14 protein-coding genes are annotated in these 18,067 nt (G+C 60.3%); 6 read left to right on the forward strand and 8 right to left on the reverse strand.

Annotation, left to right across the window (positions count from 1 at the left end; translation table 11 throughout):
• The first annotated feature begins 9 nt into the window (after positions 1–9).
• On the forward strand, positions 10–552 hold the full coding sequence (locus tag FHT71_RS07280) for a hypothetical protein (RefSeq protein ID WP_132588939.1): 543 nt from the start codon (positions 10–12) through the stop codon (positions 550–552).
• 212 nt (positions 553–764) lie between these two features.
• Here the strand turns inward: FHT71_RS07280 and FHT71_RS07285 are convergent, their stop codons facing one another.
• The 7 genes from FHT71_RS07285 to FHT71_RS07315 all read right to left on the reverse strand — a co-directional run bounded on the left by FHT71_RS07285 (position 765) and on the right by FHT71_RS07315 (position 10,466).
• Positions 765–3,014 (reverse strand): glycoside hydrolase family 95 protein, encoded by a 2,250-nt coding sequence (locus tag FHT71_RS07285; protein WP_183719357.1) that lies wholly within the window; start codon positions 3,012–3,014, stop codon positions 765–767.
• A gap of 5 nt (positions 3,015–3,019) precedes the next feature.
• On the reverse strand, positions 3,020–4,114 hold the full coding sequence (ugpC, locus tag FHT71_RS07290) for a sn-glycerol-3-phosphate ABC transporter ATP-binding protein UgpC (RefSeq protein ID WP_132588941.1): 1,095 nt from the start codon (positions 4,112–4,114) through the stop codon (positions 3,020–3,022).
• 37 nt (positions 4,115–4,151) lie between these two features.
• Positions 4,152–5,186, reverse strand: a complete 1,035-nt coding sequence (locus FHT71_RS07295) for a LacI family DNA-binding transcriptional regulator (protein ID WP_132588942.1) — start codon at positions 5,184–5,186, stop codon at positions 4,152–4,154.
• A gap of 139 nt (positions 5,187–5,325) precedes the next feature.
• Positions 5,326–7,377, reverse strand: a complete 2,052-nt coding sequence (locus tag FHT71_RS07300) for an alpha-L-fucosidase (protein ID WP_132588943.1) — start codon at positions 7,375–7,377, stop codon at positions 5,326–5,328.
• Positions 7,378–7,381: 4 nt separating this feature from the next.
• Positions 7,382–8,203, reverse strand: coding sequence for a carbohydrate ABC transporter permease (locus FHT71_RS07305; RefSeq protein WP_132588944.1), 822 nt, complete (start codon positions 8,201–8,203; stop codon positions 7,382–7,384).
• Positions 8,200–9,156, reverse strand: a complete 957-nt coding sequence (locus FHT71_RS07310) for a sugar ABC transporter permease (RefSeq protein ID WP_132588945.1) — start codon at positions 9,154–9,156, stop codon at positions 8,200–8,202. Before FHT71_RS07310 ends, FHT71_RS07305 begins: the two co-directional genes overlap by 4 nt.
• Positions 9,156–10,466 (reverse strand): extracellular solute-binding protein, encoded by a 1,311-nt coding sequence (locus tag FHT71_RS07315; RefSeq protein ID WP_132588946.1) that lies wholly within the window; start codon positions 10,464–10,466, stop codon positions 9,156–9,158. Before FHT71_RS07315 ends, FHT71_RS07310 begins: the two co-directional genes overlap by 1 nt.
• A gap of 768 nt (positions 10,467–11,234) precedes the next feature.
• On the opposite strand from FHT71_RS07315, the gene FHT71_RS07320 reads away from it, so the two are divergent.
• From FHT71_RS07320 to FHT71_RS07330, 3 genes are read left to right on the forward strand one after another with little or no spacing between them, the layout of a single operon-like run.
• The gene (locus FHT71_RS07320) at positions 11,235–12,986 is read left to right on the forward strand and encodes a type I secretion system permease/ATPase (RefSeq protein WP_132588947.1); all 1,752 of its coding nucleotides are present in this window, start codon (positions 11,235–11,237) and stop codon (positions 12,984–12,986) included.
• A complete protein-coding gene (locus tag FHT71_RS07325; RefSeq protein WP_132588948.1) occupies positions 12,983–14,290 on the forward strand; it encodes an HlyD family type I secretion periplasmic adaptor subunit in 1,308 nt (435 codons plus the stop codon). The genes FHT71_RS07320 and FHT71_RS07325 overlap by 4 nt, the downstream gene beginning before the upstream one ends.
• Positions 14,291–14,348: 58 nt before the next feature.
• Complete coding sequence (locus FHT71_RS07330; protein ID WP_183719359.1) at positions 14,349–15,785, forward strand: family 16 glycosylhydrolase; 1,437 nt, start codon at positions 14,349–14,351, stop codon at positions 15,783–15,785.
• Positions 15,786–15,854: 69 nt separating this feature from the next.
• Here the strand turns inward: FHT71_RS07330 and FHT71_RS07335 are convergent, their stop codons facing one another.
• Complete coding sequence (locus FHT71_RS07335) at positions 15,855–16,634, reverse strand: FadR/GntR family transcriptional regulator (RefSeq protein WP_132588950.1); 780 nt, start codon at positions 16,632–16,634, stop codon at positions 15,855–15,857.
• Positions 16,635–16,875: 241 nt separating this feature from the next.
• Between FHT71_RS07335 and kduI the strand changes: the two genes are divergently transcribed.
• Together kduI and FHT71_RS07345 are read left to right on the forward strand one after the other, a co-directional pair.
• Positions 16,876–17,715: a 5-dehydro-4-deoxy-D-glucuronate isomerase gene (kduI, locus tag FHT71_RS07340; RefSeq protein ID WP_132588951.1), complete on the forward strand. Its 840-nt coding sequence runs from the start codon at positions 16,876–16,878 to the stop codon at positions 17,713–17,715.
• Between the two features lie 9 nt (positions 17,716–17,724).
• A complete protein-coding gene (locus tag FHT71_RS07345) occupies positions 17,725–18,063 on the forward strand; it encodes a cupin domain-containing protein (protein ID WP_007797212.1) in 339 nt (112 codons plus the stop codon).
• The last annotated feature ends 4 nt before the right edge of the window (positions 18,064–18,067 follow it).

Here is an 18,067-nt window from a genome sequence, read left to right on the forward strand (position 1 = left end):
GGAATATCTATGAATCTGAATGGTCGCCGTCAGTCAACCAACGTTGAGTCCCGTACAGGTAACGGCACATATGACGGCAATGGCAACCGTATCCACGGTTACGGAGAAAGTGGTCAGCTGACCCGAAACGGTAAGACCTATAACTCCAACTACGACGCTCGCGGTAAGACGTATGGCGGCTCTAGCAGCAGCTCCAGTCGTGTGATTTGCACCCACTTCTTCAAGAAGGGCATGCTCGAGCGTGATGTCTGGAAGGCCGATCTTTCATTCACGTTCCAGAACCTCTCGGCACAAACAATCCGCGGCTATCACTTTTGGGCAATTCCCTATGTCCGCTTGATGCGGAAATCCCGCGTGGCGGAAGCCATCATGTATCCGATTGCCAAAGCACGCGCTGAGGAATTGGCATATCAGATGGGTATGCGAGCAGAGCCCAATTTTGCGGGCAAACTCGTACGTTTGATCGGCGAACCCATTTGCTTCGCTTTGGGCGCCATGGTTGGCGAACAGAATTGGCAGGGCCTTTGGGGTTCTACGGAGGCTCAAGACTAAAATTGAGAGGTGGGGCGTAACCGCCTCACCTTTCGCAGGCGGTAAATGCTCTTCGAAACGGCGTTGGTGTGCGGATCGATAGGCGCGATTCGGTCTTTGAGATGTTGGTTATTCAATGTCGCTGCCGTTGCGTTGCGCCGAACGGATTTCGGGCGATCCTGACCAGATTGGCGGGAACACGCGATGCTCCTCAGCCCCCTTTTGGTCTCGGTCTACCGAAACAGCTCCGCCGTGCAGTCGATCTCGACGGCCGCGCCGGCTGAGAGCTTGATTTTCTGCCGCGCATCGGCAAATCGGACAATCGTTTCGACATCGCGGGGCGCCGAGAGCTTCAGCTTCGTCGGTCGTCCGTCCTTCCAGTGGAGATCGAGCGTCATACCGCCCCGAACGCGCAGGCCGATCAATGATCCGACGGGCCATTCCCTTGGAAGGGCCGGAAGAAGGCGGAGCTCGTGCGGACGCGACTGCGCAAGCATCTCCAGGATACCGGCGGCGCCGCCGAAGTTTCCGTCGATCTGGAATGGCGGATGAGAGTCGAACAGATTGGTGTAGGTGCGCTGCGGACGAAGAAGGAGCTTGACCACATCGAGCGCGTGCTCGCCGTCACGAAGCCGCGCCCAAAGATTGATGCGCCAACCGATGCCCCATCCCGTTGCGGCGTCGCCGCGGATTTCCAGGGAGCGTCGGGCTGCCGCGGCGAGGTCGGGAGTCCTGTCCATATCGATCTGCCAGCTCGGATAGAGGCCGTAGAGATGGGAGACGTGCCGGTGATGGATTTCCGGCGCCTGCAGGTCCCAGTCCTCGAGCCATTCCTGCAATTGGCCCGCAGAACCGATCCTGTCGGGAGCAAGACGCGGAAGCACGTGGTCGATCTCTGAAACGAGTTTGTCCTCTCCACCCACCTCCACCGCCAAAGGCCGTAGAAGGCTAAGGAAGTCCCTGATGAGCTGGTTGTCCATGGCAGGGCCGGCGCAAATCGAGGCGCCATGGGGATGGACGTTCTCCGGAGAGAGGGAAGGATTCGTCACCAAGTAGTCAGAACCGGGCATTGGGATCAGGACGTCGAACAGGAACTCGGCCGCGCCCTTGGCCACTGGAAACAAGCGCCGGCGCATCTTGTCCGGATCGTCGAGATAGTCGCACAGATCGAGTAGTTGGGTCATCAGCCACACACCACCGGTCGGCCACAGCCCCCACTGTGCGCCATCGATCGGTCCCGTTGCACGCCACAGATCGGTGTTGTGGTGCAGCACCCAGCCACGGGCGCGGTAATGGACTTGTGCCGTCGTTCGCCCCGTTTCCGAAAGTTCCTCTACCATCTCGACGAGCGGAGCGATGCATTCAGGAAGATTGGCCGGTCCAGGCAGCCAGTAGTTCATCTGCAGATTGATATTGGCCGTGTACTTGCTGCCCCAGGGAGGATCGGTCTCTTCGTTCCATATTCCCTGCAGGTTAGCCGGCTGGGTTCCCGGCCGGGAGGAGGAGATCATGAGATAGCGGGCGAACTGGACGTAGAGCGCGGCGAGCGCGGGATCCTCCACTTGAGCGAATCCTTCGATGCGGCGATCGGTGGACAGGGAGGCCGCCGGCGTGGAGCCGAGATCAATCGAGAACCCGTGGAACAGCCTCCGATGTTCGGCGACATGGGCTTCGCGCAGCGCGTCGAAGCTGCGTTGGCCCGCACGTGCGAGCCGCCTGGCGACGTCGCCGTCCGGATCCCCCGTGACGTCGTCGTAACGCCTGAAGCTCGTCGCGGCGTCGAGGAGTATCAGCAAATCGGCCGCGCCCTCCACCAAGAGTGAGCCGTCGGCGGAAGCGATCGAGCCGCCGGTGCTGACGACCCTGATTCCGAAAGCGAAGCGGAGGGCTGAAGGAATTCCCATCTCGGCCTTGCCGGTCCCAGAGAACGTCAGTCCTTCAGCTCCATTCACCGCAGACCGCCCCTGCTGAGGGCTATTCAGGGATATTCGGCAGTTCACCGAGTTGGGCCGGTCGGCCCAAAGCCGAAGGGCAAGAATACCGTCCACAGGCGAAACAAATGCATCGCGGACAAACCTTGTTCCACCAGCCACGTAGGAGATGGTCGCTGTCGCCGTGTCGAGGTCGAGCGTCCGGCGATATTCGGTGACACCATCCGGATGCAGAAGGTCGATGCGAAGGTCACCGATCGGCTGGTAGGACATCTGTTTGATTGGCCGAGCCATCAGATGCTTCTCCGCCAACGCTTCCGCTTCCGCATAGCTACCGGCAAAGACGAGTTCGCGCACCTCTTGCAAATGGTCGAACGCTTCCGGATTTACCGGCTGGTATGGGCCGCCAGCCCAAAACGTGGACTCATTGATCTGCAGACGCTCGGACAGCGGATCGCCGAAAACCATCGCGCCAAGCCGGCCGTTGCCGAGCGGCAGAGCGTCGGTCCATAGCCGGGCAGGGGAGTCGTACCACAGGAGGTTGTCCGTCATGATCATTATGCTGGTATCGCATTGGCAGATTGGGCGTCGCGAACGCGGACTCCGTCAGCGTCGAAGAGCAGGGCTCGCCGAACCGGAAAGCCTGCGGTCACCGTCTCGCCCGGACGAAGCGTCCTTTCTGAACGATCTTCGACGATCACGGGCTGGCCCGATATTAGCGTGCCGTAGATGAAACGTGTTCCACCCAGGTTCTCGACGACGTCAACCTTGATGTCGATCGCGCCACCGGCGTCGTCCTGGCCGGTGAAATGCTCCGGTCGAATGCCGACCTTGACCGGGCTCTCGACACCGCCGCCAAGTAGGCCAGTTCCGAAAACCGCACCGCAATCGAGTTTCACTGTACCGTCTGCTTGAAGTCGGCCATCGAGAAAGTTCATGCGCGGCGAACCGATGAAGCCGGCGACGAAGAGATTGTCCGGATCACTGTAGAGCGTGTCAGGAGTGCCGGCCTGCTCGATCTTGCCGGCGCGCATGACGACGATCTTATCGGCGAGCGTCATCGCCTCCGTCTGGTCATGGGTGACGTAGATCATCGTCGCGCCGATGCGACGGTGCAGCTTGGCGATTTCGACGCGCATGGAAACCCTGAGTTCGGCGTCGAGGTTCGACAAGGGCTCGTCGAAAAGAAACACCGCGGGATTGCGGACGATCGCGCGACCTATTGCCACTCTCTGGCGCTGGCCGCCGGAAAGCTGCGCCGGCTTGCGTTTCAGGAGTTGCTCGATCTGCAGGGTGGCGGCCGCCGAAGCGACGTTCCTATTGATTTCCGCCTTGGCCATCCCCGCCATGCGGAGCGAGAAGCCGATGTTCTGCTCGACGGTCATATGCGGATAGAGCGCGTAGTTCTGAAATACCATAGCGACGCCGCGCTGGATCGGGTCGGCGTCGTTCATTCGCCGTCCGTCGACCCTCAGGTCCCCGGCGGATATTTCCTCCAGCCCGGCGATCATCCGCAGGAGCGTCGACTTTCCGCAGCCGGAGGGACCAACGAACACTGTGAACGAGCCGTCTTCGACGCTCAGGTTCAGGCCTTCGATCGCCTGAAAGCTTCCATAGGACTTGTCGATGTTCTGCAGTTCTACGCTGGCCAAGGCTTCCTCCCTTTAACCGGTTAGCGGGTCGAGCACGTCAGTTGATCCGTCGCGTCGAACCCCGCAGGATGATGTCGCACTCCAGCGCGACGTTGCGCGTCGTGCCCGTCGGCTCTTCGGTCAGACGCTCCACGAGAATATTCGTGATGGTCTCTGCGATGCGGGCGAGTGGCTGTGCGACGGCCGTGATACCTGCCTCGTAAAGCCGGAAAATCGGGACATCGTCAAAGCTCGCGAGCGAGACGTCGCCGGGGACATTCAGACCGTTCTCCTTGAGCCAGGTCAGCGCGCCGATTGCCATGCCATAGTTCGCGCAGAAGATAGCGGTCGGCGAGTTCTCCAGCGACATCAGACGCTTCGCCCCCTCGTAGCCGCCTTCGACCTTCCAGTTCGCGCGCATCGTCAGCGCGGGATCCGGCTCAATACCTCGGTCACGTAGGGCCTGCTGATAACCTGCAAGCCGCTCGATGCCCGAGGAATTCCGCGGATCGCCCGCCAGCATTCCGATGCGGGTGTGGCCTAGGTCGATCAGGTGGCTGATCATGCGGTGGCTTGCGCGGTGGTTCTCCACCATCACGCGGTCGGCGGCGAGGCCGCGGACATCGTTGTTGTAGAAGATGATCGGCACGTCGTGCTCGATCAGATCGTCGACGCGGTCGTAAACTTCCGCCGTGCCGTCCATGATGATCGCGTCGACCCGCTGAGCCGCGAAAAAGTCCAGCGCCTCGGCGACGACGCGCGGGTCACCGCTGTGGCAGTAGGTCAACAGCGCTCGCCCGGTCTGGCGCACGGAGTTGGCGAGATGTTCCAAAATTCGGGCATGGTATTCGTCGAAGGTCGGGACAAGGAAACCGATCATGTGCGTCAGGTCGGTGCGGATAGAGGCCGCTGCGGCGTTGCGCCGATATCCGAGGGCCTGGATCGCCTGCTCGATCTGCTCGCGGTTGGACCGACGGATCGGCTGGCCGTTGAGGTATCGCGACACCGTACCGATCGCGACGTCCGCCGCCTTGGCGACGTCGATGATCGTGGCTCCTCGTCTCCTTCCGGCAATCTGGTCCGTATCTCGCATTTCGTGCGGGCTCCTGCACTTGTTCGTGGGAATTGGCGCCCGGCCGGGCGCTTTCCGTCGTATAACCCAGCGCCCTGCCGCCCACCAGTATTGCAGGCAGCAAGAGCGGAGTTGGACGGTCCCGTCGCCTCGATCTGCATCAAGCGCCTTCAAATACGACCGCGCTGTGGATGCGCAGACGCGGCACCGTAATGCTGACAGCGCCGTCGCCCGTATCGTTCCACGCAACGTCCTCGCCTGTCATCGCATCGAAGACGCGCCTTGGCCGCGTCGGCAGGCGAACTGTGGCGGTGACAGGGCCGATCGCTGGGATGTCCTCGATCATCTCCATGACACGGCTCGAACCATCATCACCGCGGACCTCCTTGCCGCGAATCTGCGGCGGGCCGTACAGAAGATGGAGAACATGGCGATCATGCTCGACCTGGCGCGTTAGCGTCGCGCGACCGGATGAGGGAAGGTCGGTGACCATAGCGGGATTGGGAACAAGGCGATGGATCAGGCCACGAACAAGGTATTTGTAGAGGGGCTGTCCCATGGCCCGGTAGAGACGGAAGATCGGATAGGCGACATAAGCCGCTCCGTTGTGCTCCGTCGCCGCCGCACCCAGCATTGCGGAATCAGGATCGTCCGGCGCATGCTGGTGCGAGCAGAAATGCCTGTAGGAGCGATTGAAGTAGGACGGATAGATGCCCGCAAGGACGTTAGCTCCGGCTGCACGCACCGTTTCGGCCTCGTCATAGAAGACGAAGGCCGTTTCCGGCATCGACGGATCCAGGTCCTTTTTCGCCTTCACGTAACTCGGCTTGAAAGCAATCGGCGTCGGATCACGTTCTATGCCGAAGTCGATCGCAAAGCTTCCGTCCTCCCCGATGCCCGAATGCCAGGAGGCGAGGATCTTGCCACCGCCGGCGAGATAGGAATTCAGCCGTGCGGCGAGCGCGGCGTCGACAGGAATCTCGTCCGGGAGGATCAGCAGGCGGTAGTCTTCAAAGCGACCGGACAGGTCCAGCACGTCGAACGGACGCTTCAATTCCTGCAGCATCTGCGCGGCGCCGTCGTCGCTCGGATGATTGCGGGTGCCCCGCGGGTTCATATGTTCGGCCGAGAGGATGGCGATCTCGGAAATCTGCTTGGCGCCTTCGAGGAAGGGCTCAAGCTTCTCGACGCGACGGTAGGCTGGCGCGATCGAGGCGTAGGTGTCGGGGTTGATCGCCCCGTTGGGGTGAAGCTGGTCGCCCACCAGGCACTTGGAGCCGAGCGCGATCATCTGCGCGCACTCGTACTCAAGCGCGTCAGGGTGTTTGAAGCCACCGAATTCGCCCCATGAGGTGTGGAACTTGCCGGTATGGGCGAGGAAATCCATGCCAAGCGTCGCCGCATAGCGAGCGCTCGAAGGGAAGTGGTCGTAACCCCAGCCGCCGGTCGGCAAGCTTTCAAGTTCGAGATGGGAATATGTGACGAACCGTCCCGGACCCTGTTTGTGGATGTGGCCGCAGTTATAGAAGACGCGCAGGCCGGGGAACTCCTCGAAGAGCGCCTTGCTCGTTTCGCTACGGAACTGTTCGTTGACCGCTTCGTCGTTCTTGAGGCGGTCGTCCGGGTTCTCCGGATCGAGGCCTTCGCAAAGCATGCGCTCGACGCAGGCGGAGCAAACGCAGTCCGGCGTCAGAATGATATCGAAGAAGAGACCTTGCGTCGGATAGAGCCGGGCGACCTCGCGCGCCTGTTCGAGGATGTAGTGCCGCAGTCCCGCATGGTTGAGGCAGAGCGTATGCCACGCGGGGCTGAGTTGCTTGCCCGCCGAAGGATCTGTCGGGATTGCGTGCTGGTATCGGTTCGAAGCGTTCATCGCACGCCACTCGGGATGTTCTCGTGCAGTCAGCTCGTCCCACTGCACGGAGATGTAGATCGGGCTTTCGATGTCGGCTGCCGAGAGAGCCGTCACCATCTCCCCGAGGAGATCCGGGCGCGCGAGTTGCGGATGCGGCTTGCCGACCTTGGTCGGGTAGTAGGACCAACCATGGTGGCACTTGGCGAAAATCGTGATGGAATCGACGTGCGCGTCCTTCAGCGTCGAAACGAAGGCGTCCGGATCGAAATCGGCGCCGATGCCTGGGATGTGTTCCGACGTATGGAAGTCGAGATGGATCTGGCGGTAGCGCAATGGCTTGTTCGTATTCTTGGGCATGATCCTATTCCTTTGCTCCGGTGCGCGTCTGCGATCCGGCGGCGAACTGACGTTGGAAGACGAGGAAGACGAGGAGGGGAACGATGGTGGTGACGATGGCGGCCACCGATCGCTGGTCCCAGTTGATTTCGTAGCTTCCCGAGATGCGTGCGAGCAGAACGGGAAGGGGGACGTTGTTGCGAAGGAAAAGCATCGGCAGCAGCAAGGAGTTCCAGGTCCAGAGAAACTGCAGAATTCCGACGGCGAAGATCGGCGACAGACTGTTGGGCAGCACGACGTACCAGAACGTCGCCAGCGGGCCGCACCCGTCGATTTTTGCGGCCTCCACCAACTCGTGCGGGAAGTCTTCGAAGAAGTTCTTCACGAGGAATATCGACCACGCGAAGGACAACCCGACATAGGGGATGAGGATCGAGAAGATGTTGTCGATCAGGCCGAGGTCGCGCCAGAGCGTGAAGAGCGGAATGATCACCACCTGCTGGGGTAGCACAAACGCATTGATGATGATGATCAGCAGCAGGCGCCGCGACGGAAATTTCAGGAAGTGGAAGGCATAGGCCGCAGCCGGCGTGAGTAACATCGTCAGCACCGTGGAGATTCCCGCAAGCTTCACGGTGGTCCACATGGACTGCGCGAGCGGATACTTAACCCAAACCTGCCGCCACGCGTTCAGCGTGAAGTCGAAGTGTTCGAAGCGCCACCAGCCAAGCGACACGCCCTGCGGCGGCCGCAGCGAGGTGACGACGATGCCGACGATCGGAATGACCCAGATGAAGGCGACGATCCCCACCACGACGATGATCCAGCGCGGAGCCTTACCGATCATCTCGCACCTGCCGTTCGCTGAAGGATTGCGGGAGTGGAAATGATAAGGACGGCGAGGAGGAGAATAACCGTCGCCGCCGCCCCATAGCCGAGTTTGAATTGCGTCATGGACTCACGGTACATGAAATAACCGACCGTCTCGGTCGAGCGGACAGGCCCGCCGCCGGTTAGGATGTAGATGATGTCGAAGGCGCGTAGCGCGCCGAGCAAGTTTATAAAGACGGCGACGCGCACGCCTGGCATCGACAGCGGCATCATGATGTGGCGCATCGTCGAGACTGGCCTGGCACCGTCCATGTAGGCGGCCTCGAGGACTGACTTGGGGATCGCCTGGATGGCGGCAAAGATCAGCATTAACGGCAGCCCGACGCCACTCCACGACGCCGCAATGATCAATGCCCATAGGGCCGTGTTGGCGTCGCCGAGCCACGCGTGCGCAAATCCCGGAAATCCAAAGAGCTGTATGAGCGAATTCAGGAGGCCGCCGGCATCCGCTCGGTAAATTCCGATCCACATATAGCCGGAGACCGCCTCGGAGATTCCGAAGGCCGCGAAAATCATGACGCGGAATGGCAACGTCTGACGCGGTGCAAAGGCGCACATCATGGCGAGCACCCAACCGATCGCGACCGAGATCACCGTCGTACCAATCGTGAATATCAGGGTCGTCAGAAGGGTGTTTCGGAACGCTGGATCGGCAAAGAGCTTCGCGTAGTTCCCGAGACCCACGTATGCCGGCTTCCTCAGCCCTTGGATATCCCAGAAGCTCAGCCGGATTGTCTCCGCGAGCGGATAGACCACGGAGATCGCAAATAGCACGATTACCGGTGCGATGAGGATCAGTGCGGCGGGCGTTTCCCTGAGCCGACGGCGGCTTTTGACAGCGGTCGCCGGCGAAGAACCGTGAAACAGGCCCGCCGCTTCCCGCAGGTGGGAAACAGAGGTGCCGGCCATCAGTAGGATTCCTTCGCCTTCGCTTCGATGGCGGCGAGAACCGTGTCGGCATTGGTGTCGGACGGATCCTGCAAGAACTTCTGGAGCTGTACACGGTACTCGTCGACGAGATCACCAGGCAGCAAGTCGCCGAGGACGAACTGCAGCTTCGAACTTGCGACGGCCTGCGTCGCCGTCTTCTGGGCCTCGCCATAAAGCGACGCGTCAATGTTGCTGCTGGGAGAGGCGTAGCCCGCCTTGGCCAGGATGTTGGCGGCCTGCGCGCTGGTCCAGAAGTCGAGGAAGGCATCGGCCGCCTTGGGGTTGGGACCATTCGCGGTGACGAGAAGCTCCTTGGCGTCGATGCTCGAGGTGTCGTCATGCCCCATACCAAGGGTGGGAAATTGGAAGAAACCGTAGTCCTTGCCCTCGGCGAGCTTGTAATCGTTCTTGGCGCGGTTGTTCATCCACATGCCGATCAGCAGATAATTCTTTGCATTCGCCTGGAAGATCTGATCCGCTTCGCCGTCCCAGTCGTTGGCCAGCATCGAATTGGTCGCACCACAGCAATGCGCTTGGAGCATCTGTCCGTATTTTGAAAGAGCCGTCTTCACGGCCGGATCGGTCCAGGGAATCTCATGCGCCGCAAGCTTAGTCGCCGTCTCCACTCCCGCCGTCCTGAGCAGCAGGGTCTCGAACCACTCTGCATGTGCCCAATATTTTCCAGGAATGGCGACTGGCGCGGTGTAGCCGGCCTTTGTCAGCTTGTCGAAGCTCGCAATAAACTCGTCCCAAGTCTTCGGTGGCGCAGCGATGCCAGCCTTGGCGAGATGTTCTTTCATGTACCAGATACCGGAGCGGTCACCGAAAGTGTAGGTGAGGCCATAAGGGGCGCCGCCAATCGAACCAAGTTCCTTCCAGGCGGGGCTGATGACCTTGTCCCAGCCGTAGGACTTCCACTGATCGTCGATAGGGCGGAGCATTCCTGCGTCCGCGAGTTCCTTGCGGAAGGCCGGCCAGGTGTTGAAAAGGACGTCCACCACTTCTCCGCCCATTAATGCGGTGCGGATACCGCCGCGCATATCGCCCTGGCCGGTGATCGCGACCTCGCGGATCGTCACATTGGGATATTTCGCGAGAAACGCCTTCTGGATCTCGCGCATCATTTCAAGTTCGGAACCGCCGATCCAGTTGAGAACCACGAGTTCGCCGCTAACGGTCTCCTGCGCGCGAGCCAATCCGCCGGTCATGGCGAGCAGAGCGGCGCCACCAACCCCCGCAAGCAGGGTGCGGCGACGGATTTCTGGCATAAATTCGATGCTGCTGGTCATGTCACGTCCTCCCAAACGTTGACTAATGCCTGTCGGCTCTCAAATTACTTGAAACGTTATCATCTATCTTGGCGTTGACAAGTGTTTTTTGTCGATAAACATACGAATTTACCGATGAGTGCGTTTGTCGCGTGCAATTGGCGACCGTGGTTCAGTCACCGCCACTTTGGAGGCCGCCGGGGCATTGTGGCGACTGTTATTCTGACGCTGGGGCATAAATCGATGTTGGTTGGCGGATTCATACCCTAAGCAGAGTTCTCAGCCATCTGTCCGCGCCGCGGTCAGCAATTTTGACAGTCGAGGGCTTCGGGATGGAGCGCGATACTTAGTCCCATGCTGGTCAAACTCGTCCGATCGCTTGGTGCAGGCGTTTGTTGCTCGCCAATCAGCTGCATAACGCAGATCATTTGAACGGGATCGCGCTCGGCGAGACTTGCAGAGCCCTCGAAGCCGCCGCTCGAAACGCAAATCCAAGCGCAAATGCAACCGCAATTTTATTCAATTCCTGAGGTTCGCTTACAAGTACTGGTCGATTGGGCAGCAATCACGCGATTGCGCTTGGAAGAGGACAGTCGTTTAACGACGTGACTGGGATACGACTTAGCGCTTAACACCTCGTTTGGTGACTTAGCGCTCAGTGGAACAGAAACCGCCGTTTGCGGTCGTCATCCGGTCCCTTTTGGCTCAGTCTAGGCAAACGATCTCGATTTCGCGTGTCGCCGACGCTTCGGCCACGGTGCGTCTGCGCTATGACCCCAAGGAGCCCATTTGTCTGAAACCGGATCCCTTTCTCAGCCTCGATCTCTCTTTGGCCTCTTCTCGTCGTTGCGCTTAGGTGCTGTCGGACTTGGTGTGAGCAGTTGCCTTGTCAACGTCCTGGCGCTCACTGGTTCGTTCTTCATGCTACAGGTCTATGATCGCGTCATTCCCAGCCGCAGCCTGCCGACCCTCGTCGGTTTGGTGGTCATCGTTGTGGCCCTCTTCACGTTCCAGTGGCTGCTTGATCTCACGCGATCCCTGCTTTTAGGGCAGATCGGACGGGCGGTGGACGAGCACTTCTCAGGGCGTGCCTTTCTCTCAGTCGCCCTGTCAGCATCGCGCAAACCGTCGCCGGGAGATGGTCTGCAGACGATCCGCGATATCGATACGGTTCGTGGATTCCTGTCCGGCCCGGGTCCGGGATCGTTGTTCGATCTGCCCTGGATGCCATTCTATCTCGCGCTCTGCTTCCTGTTTCACCACTGGATTGGCGTCACAGCCGCGGCAGGCGCCGTGATCTTGACGGGTCTGGCGCTGCTGGCCGAGCTCAAGTCGCGCGAACCCGTAAGGGCGACGGCCAAGATCCTGGCTGAGCGAATGGAATTTGCTGAAACCGCGAGGCGCAACTCCGAAGCGGTCGTTGGAATGGGTTTTGCAGCTGCGCTTTCGGCGCGCTGGGCTGAGGTCAACCGGCGCCACCTCGACAGTCACTTGCGCACCGCCACCTTCGTCAACTCGCTTTCGACGCTGTCGCGGTCGGCGCGCATGTTGCTGCAGTCTGCCGTGCTGGCGGTGGGCGCCATACTGGTCATTCGCCAGGAAGCAACCGGCGGCATCATGATTGCAAGCTCGATTCTCGTCAGCCGTGCGCTCGCCCCGATCGAGCTTGCCATCGCACATTGGAGAGGATTTGCAACTGCGCGCCAAGCATGGTCTCGGCTCGACCGGGAGGTCCGGCTCACGGAGGAGACGCTGCACGACGTCGCGCTGCCGGCGCCGCGGCAATCGTTAATGGTGGACAACCTTCACCTCGCAGCTCCGGGCTCGAAAGTGCCAATCATTCGCGGCGTGTCTTTCGAGGTCAAAGCGGGTGAGGCAGTTGGCATTATCGGCCCGAGCGCTTCGGGCAAGTCTTCGCTGGCGCGCGGTGTCGTCGGGCTGTGGCCGGCCTTTGCCGGAGATATCAGGCTGGACGGAGCGTCGCTTTCACAATGGGCGCCCGAAGCGCTCGGCCACCACATCGGCTATCTGCCGCAAGACGTGTCCTTGTTCGAGGGGACTATTGCCGACAACATCGCCCGGTTTGACCCGGAAGCCTCTTCGGAGTTGATCATCGCTGCCGCCCGGGCCGCGGGCGTCTACGATATGATTGTGGGTTTTTCTGATGGCTTCGACACACGGATCGGTGCGCAGGGAACGGCGCTATCTGCGGGCCAGCGACAGCGCATCGGGTTGGCGAGGGCACTCTACGACGATCCATTCCTCGTTGTGCTCGATGAACCGAATTCCAATCTCGACATTCAGGGTGAGCTGGCACTCGCGCAGGCGATCGAGGGTATCCGCTCGCGGCAAGGGGTGGTGTTGATCATCGCCCACCGCTCGAGCGCGCTTTCTGTCGTCGACAAGGTGCTGGTTCTCGACGGCGGTCGTGCCAAAGCGTTCGGTCAAAAGAGCGATGTTCTCAAGACGGGACCAAAGCCCGTCTCCGCTACCGGTTCCTTTGTCAGACTGTTGCGCGCTGGCGAGGGGCTTTCGTCATGATCAGAGCAGCCGTTACATCGACAGAAGGGGCGATCCGCCGCCTCACTTTTCTCGCTCTGGCAACTGGCATCCTTCTTGTCGGCGTGCTTGGGGGGCTTGCCTCGGCGATCCGCATAAACGGCGCAGTGATCGCTCAGGGAGCACTTGTCGTCGACAGCTACGTCAAGCCGGTGCAGCACCAGAAAGGCGGCACCGTGGGGAAGGTCTTCGTCCGCAACGGTGATCGCGTCACGGCTGGCCAGATCCTCGTTCATCTCGACGACACGCAGACGAAGGCGAACCTTGCGATTATATCGCGACGGCTGAGAGAGCTTGCGGCGCGATCCGCCAGGCTTGCAGCAGAGCGCGACGGCCATGATGCCATCGCATTTCCGGCAGTCGTCAGCGGCACAGATGCTGCTCAGGCTGCCGCCCTTACGAGCGCCGAGCAGCGATTGTTCGATGACCGCCGCGCATCGCTTCGCGGACGCACGGCGCAACTGCGCGAGCGCGTGCGCCAGCTTGAGCAACAGGCCGAAGGTCTGACAGCGCAGCAGGACGGCAAGCGCCGTGCGATCGGCATCATCGACAAGGAACTCGCAAGCCTTGAGCCGCTGCTTCGACAGGGAGCCATTCCGGCAACACGGGTCTATGCCTTGCAACGTGATGCGGCCGATTTGACAGGAGAGGCCGGGAGCCTCGTTGCCTCGACAGCCGAAATCAACGGCAAGATCGCCGAAACAGAGCTGCAGATTATCCAGGTGGGCGACGACCATCGAAGCGAGGTGTCCGAGCAGCTCAGGCAGGCCGAGGGCGACAGCGGTGAATATGCCGAGCGCCGCATTGCGATAGAGGATGAGCTGCGACACGTCGACCTCAGGGCGCCGCAAGACGGCATCGTCCACCAGCTCGCCGTCCATGCGCCGGGGGCCGTGATTTCGCCCGGCGAGGCCATCATGCAGATCGTGCCCGATCATGATGTGCTCACGCCCGAACTGAAGCTGTCGCCACAGGATGTCGACCAGGTTGCTGTTGGCAAGGAAGTCGGCCTGCGGTTCTCTGCGTTCAGCTACAGCACCACGCCGGAACTGAGGGGACGCGTTGCGTCGATATCCGCTGACCTGACGACGGACACACATTCTGGTCAATCCTACTACACGCTTCGGGTCGCGGTGCCCGAGAGCGAATGGCAAAGGCTTGGCGCGCTGGCACCGGTTGCCGGAATGCCCGTCGAAGCCTTCATCGAGACGGGCGAGCGCACAGCACTCGGCTATCTTGCAAAGCCGTTCACGGACCAGCTGGCCCGTGCATTTCGGGAGGAATAGTTGCAGCCATGGGAGAAGCAAGACCCTTGAGACCTATCAAAACCCGAAGGAGTTGATAATGGCAAAGTCGATACAAAACGCCGTCGGCCAACCGCTGTTTTACAGTGGCGCCTCGACCGCATGGTTTTCCGCGACCGGCTCCGGCCCCGTGCTGAACGGAACGTCCGGTAACGATTCAATATGGGGTGACAGCTCCGTCAACGTGACCATGCACGGCGGAACCGGCGATGACATCTACTATCTCTATTCCAGCATAAATCGCGCGGTGGAGGCGCCTGGAGCAGGGATCGACACGATCAACACCTGGATGAGCTACACGCTGCCTGAGAATTTCGAGAACCTGACTGTGACCGGCAACGGGCGCTATGCTTTCGGCAACGCGCAGGACAATATCATCTCCGGAGCCTCGGGAAGCCAAACGATCGACGGCGGCGCCGGCAATGACGTGCTGATCGGGGGAGGCGGGGCCGATACATTCCTCTTCACTCGGGGCAACGGAAGCGACCTGATCGTCGATTTCAGCAGCGACGATACCGTGCGGCTGAACAGCTATGGGCTTTCGTCGTTCCAGCAGGTCCTGGCTCATACCGTTCAGGAGGGCGCCAATCTGCGGCTCGATCTCGGCGGCGGCGAGAGCCTCGTCTTCGCCAATACCGTGGCGTCGGATCTGCAGGCGAGCCAATTCCAATTGACGCTCGACCGTTCTCACCTGGCGCTGACCTTCGACGACGAGTTCAACAGCCTGTCTTTACGCAGCGGAGATCAAGGGACATGGGATGCGAAATTCTGGTGGGCGCCAGAACGCGGCAGTCCGCTGACGGGCAATGGTGAGCTTCAATGGTACATCAACCCGTCCTACGCGCCGACCGCAGCGGCAAATCCGTTCTCGGTGAGCTACGGCGTATTGACGATTTCAGCGGAACCGGCCTCGCAGGCGATCCAGTCGCAGATCAACGGCTACGACTACACATCCGGTCTTCTGAACACGCATTCATCCTTCGCCCAGACCTATGGCTACTTCGAAATCCGTGCCGATATGCCGACAGAGCAGGGCGTCTGGCCTGCCTTCTGGCTGCTTCCGGAGGACGGATCCTGGCCGCCAGAACTCGATGTCGTCGAGATGCGCGGGCAGGACCCGAACACTGTCAATGTCACGGTACACAGCGACCACAGCGGTGCGCATTCGATGACGTCCTTTCCTGTCAAAGTGGCAAGCACTCAAGGCTTCCACAACTATGGCGTCCTCTGGGACGAGGATCACATCACCTGGTACTTCGACGATGTCGCCGTTGCGCAGACGGATACACCCGAGGACATGCACGATCCCATGTACATGCTGGTCAATCTTGCTGTCGGCGGCCCCGCGGGAACGCCATCGAACGGTCTGGCAAATGGTTCGGAAATGCACATCGACTATATCAGGGCGTATGCTCTTGCGGATAGTCCAGTGCACGCAGCCACGGAAGCCAGTGCGGGCAACGATTGGCACATTTGATGGATGCAGACCGTATCGTAGGGTCATGATGACGCCAGTCGACCCGGACCGATTGAACGCCGTTATCCGTTAGGTCGCCTCGACAACGCCTTGATATCGCGTTCGCCGATCCCGCAGGCGGTCGCGATATCGTTCCTGGCTTGCCGAGAGATGAGCGCGCATGGCATCGCGCGCACCAGCAGCATCGCCTGCAGAAATTGCGTTCAGTATTGCGAGATGCTCTCTCTGCAATCCGGCCTGATAGTCATACGAGAGCACATCTTCGGTGGCATAGGGCGAATTGACGTCGCACGGGATGGTACGCTCGCCGAGCGCGTCGAGAACTTCGACATAGAATGGATTGTTGGTTGCCTCGGCAATGGAACGGTGGAAGGCGAAGTCAGCCTGGCCCGTCGGCTTGCCAAGTTGCAGAAGGCGATCGAATTCGAAAAAGCTCTCCTGGATCTGCGCTTCCTGCGACGCATTTCTGCGGGTTGCGGCCAGCGCCGCACTTTCGGCCTCGAGCGCGATGCGAACTTCAAGCACGTTCAGCGCGTGCGATATATTGCTTGATCTATCCTGCCTCAAGATCGGACTGGACGACTGATGGCCGATCACGAAGGTGCCGGCGCCCTGCCTCGTTTCCAGCAATCCATCGGCGACGAGGGCGGCGATTGCTTCGCGAATGACGGTTCTGCTGACATCGAAGGTTCCGGCGAGCTGGGTCTCTGTCGGCAACTTCTGGCCAAGGGAGACCTGGCCCGAAAGGAAATCCTGGCGAAGAGAACCGGCAATCCGTTCGGAGAGCTTCTGCCGTCGGGATGAATTGAGATCGACCGGAGGGGGCGCGGTGTTCAAGGGCGTCATCATGTCCGTGAAAGATGCTTGAGCATATCGCGAGCGGCTCGTTGAGACAACTATGCCAGAAGTCATCATACAAAAATTGCAGCAACGAGGATTTTGTCCGGCTAATAATCAAATTTAATAAGGAAAAGCAATAATTCAGTGCGGTATTTCCCGCGTCTGTTGCTGATGCAATTGAAGGGTGTGTGTTGCCACACTGTGATCAATATGTATGATGACTTGAAATAAGAGGTTCTGGGAGGGCATGATGGGCCACACCGATTTTACCAACCGCTTCGCGATCGACCCGAAGACGGCGGCAAGGTTCAACACGGCCGAGCTGCGCGAGAATTTCCTCTTGCCGCCGCTGTTTGCGCCCGGGCGCATTCAGCTGCACTACACCAACTACGACCGCATGATCGTCGGCGGCGCGATGCCGACGTCTGCCCCGCTGGCACTGGAAACGATCAAGCCTGCCGGAACCGACGCGCTACTTGCCCGGCGTGAGCTGATCGCGGTCAACATTGGTGGTGCGGGTATCGTTGTCGTCGACGGCGAGGAGTTTCAGGCCGGCGCCCGCGACATGGTCTATGCCGGGATGGGGAGTTTGGTAACGTTCCGTTCCGTTTCGGCCGAGCCGGCGAAGTTCTACCTTCTGAGTGCGCCGGCGCATGTCCGTCACGCCTCGAAACGCATCGGTATATCCGATGCCAAGCGTATCGACCTTGGCTCTCAGGCGACCAGCAATGAGCGCTCGATCTTCCAGTTCATCCATCCGCAGGGCGCCAGGACCTGCCAGCTCGTCGTCGGCATGACGACGCTTGCGGCGGGCTCGGTGTGGAACACCATGCCCTGCCACGTGCATGACCGGCGCATGGAGGCCTATCTCTACTTCGATCTGCCGGAAAAGGCCCGCGTCCTGCATCTGATGGGCGAGCCTGAGGAGACACGCCATCTCATCGTCAAGAACGAGGAGGCCATTCTGGCGCCCGGCTGGTCGATCCATTCCGGGGCCGGCACATCGAGCTATGCGTTCATCTGGGCAATGGCCGGCGACAATGTCGACTACACCGATGTCGATCTCATCGCCATCGAAGATCTGAAGTGAGGACGGACGATGACAGCGAGTGATCTTTTCGTATCGGCCGAGGGTGCCGAGTGGGTCAGCCCGGAGCCGGGCGTAAGCCGCCGTATCATGGCCTATCTGCCGGAGATGATGATGGTGGAGGTTGCCTTCGAGAAGGATGCCATCGGCGCGCAGCACTCGCATCCGCATATCCAGGCAAGCTACGTGGCGCAAGGCAGTTTCGAGGTGACGATCGATGGCCGCACCGAAACCCTCTATCAGGGTGGAAGCTTCATCGTGCCTCCCAACCTGGTGCATGGGGTCAAGGCGCTGGAAGAGGGTCGGCTGATCGATACCTTCACGCCGCATCGCGCCGAATTTCTGACGTGAGGCT

Origin of the sequence: Rhizobium sp. BK060, from assembly GCF_014193145.1 — a bacterium.
In the GTDB taxonomy this organism is placed as follows: Bacteria; Pseudomonadota; Alphaproteobacteria; order Rhizobiales; family Rhizobiaceae; genus Rhizobium.

What these genes read in the sequence shown, in the direction of transcription:
- FHT71_RS07280 (WP_132588939.1), top strand. Translation starts at nt 10, where the DNA reads ATGAATCTGAATGGTCGCCGTCAGTCAACCAACGTTGAGTCCCGTACA.
- FHT71_RS07325 (WP_132588948.1), top strand. Translation starts at nt 12,983, where the DNA reads ATGATCAGAGCAGCCGTTACATCGACAGAAGGGGCGATCCGCCGCCTC.
- kduI (WP_132588951.1), top strand. Translation starts at nt 16,876, where the DNA reads ATGGGCCACACCGATTTTACCAACCGCTTCGCGATCGACCCGAAGACG.
- FHT71_RS07305 (WP_132588944.1), bottom strand. Translation starts at nt 8,203, where the DNA reads ATGATCGGTAAGGCTCCGCGCTGGATCATCGTCGTGGTGGGGATCGTC.
- FHT71_RS07310 (WP_132588945.1), bottom strand. Translation starts at nt 9,156, where the DNA reads ATGGCCGGCACCTCTGTTTCCCACCTGCGGGAAGCGGCGGGCCTGTTT.
- FHT71_RS07285 (WP_183719357.1), bottom strand. Translation starts at nt 3,014, where the DNA reads ATGACGGACAACCTCCTGTGGTACGACTCCCCTGCCCGGCTATGGACC.
- FHT71_RS07300 (WP_132588943.1), bottom strand. Translation starts at nt 7,377, where the DNA reads ATGCCCAAGAATACGAACAAGCCATTGCGCTACCGCCAGATCCATCTC.
- FHT71_RS07295 (WP_132588942.1), bottom strand. Translation starts at nt 5,186, where the DNA reads ATGCGAGATACGGACCAGATTGCCGGAAGGAGACGAGGAGCCACGATC.
- FHT71_RS07345 (WP_007797212.1), top strand. Translation starts at nt 17,725, where the DNA reads ATGACAGCGAGTGATCTTTTCGTATCGGCCGAGGGTGCCGAGTGGGTC.
- FHT71_RS07315 (WP_132588946.1), bottom strand. Translation starts at nt 10,466, where the DNA reads ATGACCAGCAGCATCGAATTTATGCCAGAAATCCGTCGCCGCACCCTG.
- FHT71_RS07335 (WP_132588950.1), bottom strand. Translation starts at nt 16,634, where the DNA reads ATGATGACGCCCTTGAACACCGCGCCCCCTCCGGTCGATCTCAATTCA.
- FHT71_RS07330 (WP_183719359.1), top strand. Translation starts at nt 14,349, where the DNA reads ATGGCAAAGTCGATACAAAACGCCGTCGGCCAACCGCTGTTTTACAGT.